Source organism: Xanthovirga aplysinae, from assembly GCF_009711365.1.
In the GTDB taxonomy this organism is placed as follows: Bacteria; Bacteroidota; Bacteroidia; order Cytophagales; family Cyclobacteriaceae; genus Xanthovirga; species Xanthovirga aplysinae.
This window is the reverse complement of sequence record NZ_SMMB01000736.1, coordinates 1-3,582: the sequence shown is the minus strand read 5'-3', so window position 1 is coordinate 3,582 and position 3,582 is coordinate 1. Positions and strand designations below refer to the sequence as shown.

The 3,582-nt window shown below is 35.9% G+C and carries 4 protein-coding genes; all 4 read right to left on the bottom strand.

Translation table 11 applies throughout. The features are described from left to right. Positions 1 to 137: 137 nt before the first annotated feature. On the bottom strand, positions 138 to 710 hold the full coding sequence (locus E1171_RS04870) for a TetR/AcrR family transcriptional regulator (RefSeq protein WP_155204654.1): 573 nt from the start codon (positions 708 to 710) through the stop codon (positions 138 to 140). A gap of 109 nt (positions 711 to 819) precedes the next feature. Then, complete coding sequence (locus E1171_RS04865) at positions 820 to 2,064, bottom strand: bifunctional folylpolyglutamate synthase/dihydrofolate synthase (protein ID WP_343031300.1); 1,245 nt, start codon at positions 2,062 to 2,064, stop codon at positions 820 to 822. 319 nt (positions 2,065 to 2,383) lie between these two features. Next, complete coding sequence (locus tag E1171_RS04860; RefSeq protein WP_155204650.1) at positions 2,384 to 3,253, bottom strand: hypothetical protein; 870 nt, start codon at positions 3,251 to 3,253, stop codon at positions 2,384 to 2,386. Between the two features lies 1 nt (position 3,254). Continuing rightward, complete coding sequence (locus E1171_RS04855) at positions 3,255 to 3,581, bottom strand: ExbD/TolR family protein (protein ID WP_343031298.1); 327 nt, start codon at positions 3,579 to 3,581, stop codon at positions 3,255 to 3,257. Between the last annotated feature and the right edge of the window lies 1 nt (position 3,582).

Genomic DNA, 3,582 nt, shown 5'->3' with positions numbered 1-3,582 from the left:
AAGGATTATTCCCTCATTTAATTATCATTACCTGTTAAATTCATTTTTCTTAATATGAAGCGGCCTTTATAAGTATCTCAAATCTAAGACCTTCAAAAACACAATGAAAATAAAACGAAAAAGCTAATCTTTTTAAATCAATTACTTACAGAATCCCAACAAGAATTTAGTGTTTTTTCCATTTCTTCTTGAGTAAGCACTACCCTACCGGCCAAATGCTTATCCACTAAAGAAATAATGGGACTAAATGAAAGAGAAAAAATAAACTCCATCGATAAATCTTTTAGTTTATTAGTCATTTTCAACTGTCGAAAATAATCAACAATAGGTTCAATTATTTTAGGAAAGGACTCAATATTAACTCCCTTAAGAAAAGGAGAATAAGCATATTGCTCTAAAAATTTGAATTCTTTTGGATGATAAAGGTAATAATTGCAAAGGTTGATCCAGATTAAGCGGAATTTTTCTTTATCCTTTAAGTTATCTGTATAATTCAAAAGCATAGCACTGTTGGCCTTATTTCTTTCGATTCGGTACAATTCATTAATTAGATCTTCCTTGTTTTCAAAATAACGATATATGGTCCCTATCCCTACCTTAGCTTCTTTAGCGACCATAGACATGGGAGTCCCATGGAATCCATTTTCGGAAATTAAATCTAGTGTTACAGCCAAAATAGCCTGCTTTTTATCTTCTGATCGTGGTCTCATTGTTTTATAATTTGTGGAATAGAGTAAATTTAATAAAACAGAATGATTATTCTCTCATTATGAAATAATAAATCTATTGGGAAGATTAAATTTTTCAAAGAAAAAGAATTTAAAGATTGGGGATTTCGGCAACCACAAAAGTACTTCCTCCAATAAAAATTAAATCATTTTCAGATGCCTCCCTTTTAGCTCTTTGGATCGCCTCCGCCACATTCGAAATAACCTCTCCTTCTAACCCAACTTTGTTTGCCAATTTTTTAACCTCCTCTGCTTTCATGGCACGCGGAATTTGAGGTTGACAAAAATAATATTTTCCGGATTTTGGAAGATGGGTCAAAACTTGAGAAACCTCCTTATCATTAACAAAACCAACCACAAAATGGAGAGTATCATAGGTAAAGCCTGATAACTGATCAACTATGGCTTTAATACCTGCTTCATTATGCCCCATATCACAAATGATTAAGGGCTTATTACTTAACTGTTGCCATCTACCCTTTAAACCACTCAGAGGTACTACTTCGGAAAGGCCCTTTCGCAGATGTGTTTCTTTAATTTCAAAACCCTTCTCCTTTAAGACTTCGACAACCTCAATAATCCCGGGTAAATTTTTTTGCTGATATTTTCCTTTCAGGCCTAATTCCACCCTTTCCAACATCAAATTCTCTTCTTTGTAAAGGTTCACTATAAATTCAGGGCTTTGGGAAATTACCTCTACTTTGTACTTCTGATCTGCATACGTAAGAGAAGTTAAATTCTGACTTGCAGATTTCTCAAAAACCTCAACTGTTTCATCTTGATAAGTACCTACCACAAAAGGCACATTCCTTTTCACAATACCAGCTTTCTCCCCTGCTATTTCTGCCAAAGTATTTCCTAAAAAACTTTGGTGGTCCAAACTAATATTGGTAACTAAACTGACTTCAGGATTAATAACATTAGTGGAATCAAGCCTTCCTCCCATTCCTACTTCAATAATAGCAATATCCACTTGCTGTTGGGCAAAATATTCAAAAGCCATAACAACGGTCATTTCGAAGAAGGAAGGTTGCAGTTCTTTTATAAATGCTTTGTTTTTGGCAACAAAATCTACAACAAAGTTTTGCTCTACTTCCTTTCCATCAACTTTAATCCGTTCCGTAAACCTTTTCAAATGGGGAGAAGTATATAAACCCGTTTTATATCCTGCTGCCTGTAGAATAGCACTCAAAAAATGTGAAGAACTTCCTTTTCCATTCGTGCCCCCTATATGAACGGATCGAAATTTTCTTTCAGGATTACCCAGGTGTTTACAAAAAGCAATGGTATTGCTTAAATCGGCTTTGAAAGCCGAAGCTCCCTGCCTTTGATACATAGGCAGACAACTGTACAAAAAATCAAGTGTTTGCTGGAAGTTCATAAAAGCACCAAAAAATGTTGGAGATGTTTAAACTTATTTTTCCCTGCAAGATAGTGAAATTTTGTATACAGATGTGAGTGAATTATTGAGGTACAAAATTTTCATTTCATCCAATACTTTAAATTTCTAAAGGAAAAAGGGAGGGGGAAATTAGGAAATAAAACTCACACAATCTTCAACTCGTACCTTATTTAAAAATCAATAATTTCTAGACAAAATACATCACCCGCAAGAGACGATAGAATTTGCATCTCTTGCGGGTTTATAAATTTTCTTATTGTGTCTTTATTATAAAAGTGATTTTTCCAGTTGAAGTAGGAGCTGGAATCGTATTTTCGGAGGTGGGGCTAAAAGTAAGTTCTTCTACTGCTGCCCTATATTTTTTTTCCACAAGAGCACTAACGGTTTTTTCAAGTGTACGAACAGAAATGATCTCTCCTGCATCATCAATTTTTATTTGGAAAACGATTCTTCCACTTTCTGAAGAATCATCATCAGGTTGAGGGTGAAAATCCCAAACCCAACCTGTCATTTCAAGGCTTGAACCATCTGCCGTTCCAGGCGTACCCATTAAAGCACGAGCATCTACGGTACCATTTTTATTACCTTTATCTCCAGCTTCTTCCTCATCATCACCCTGACTGCTACTTTCTGCCTCCTTTGCTTCACCACTTTTTCCAGATGCCACTTCTGTTGAAGGCTCCTCTTCTACCGCCTGATTAGTATTTTTAGCCTCTTCTAAAGGCTTTTCCTGTTCCACCTTTACTTCTTCCAGTTTTTCCTCTTGATAATCAGGACTTGGTACATCCAGCGTTTCACTGGTTTCTACCGTTTCTTCAACAGTCTCTTCCACCACTTCCGGTACAATTTCTTCCACCGGTTCAATTTCTTCACTTTCCTGTGGGGGTGCTTCCTCTTCTATTTGCTCTTCAACATTTTCAACGGGTTTTGGATCGGGTTTTTTTATTTCTCCACTTCCTGTTGACGACAGCCCAAAGTTTAATTCAATTCCATATTCAGGAAGTGGAGGGTCTGGAGCTTGCCATGCTACAGAAAAATAAAGCAGCAATAAAAGGATAAGGTAGCACGACGTAGTCAGGAAAAAACTTATCCGTTTATTTTTCTTTTCAACAGCTTCCCCCATATTATTGTTCTTTTGTGGCTATGGAAACCTTCGCATTTAGGGATGTAGCTATTCCAGCTACCTTCACCAAATATTCAACCGGTACATCCTTATCAATATGCAATACTACCACCCCTTCTTTTCCCAATAGTTCTTTCTGAAGCACTTTCTCCAGATTATTTAAAGTAACTCTTTTATCATTTACGGCATATTCCAAATTTTTGGTAATAGACACACTTACTCTTTGCATCACAATTTTGGGTTTTTTAGTAGTAGGCAAATTAACCGGTAGACCCGAAGGAGTAATAAAAGAAGAAGTAAGCATGAAAAAGATCAACAATAAAAAAATA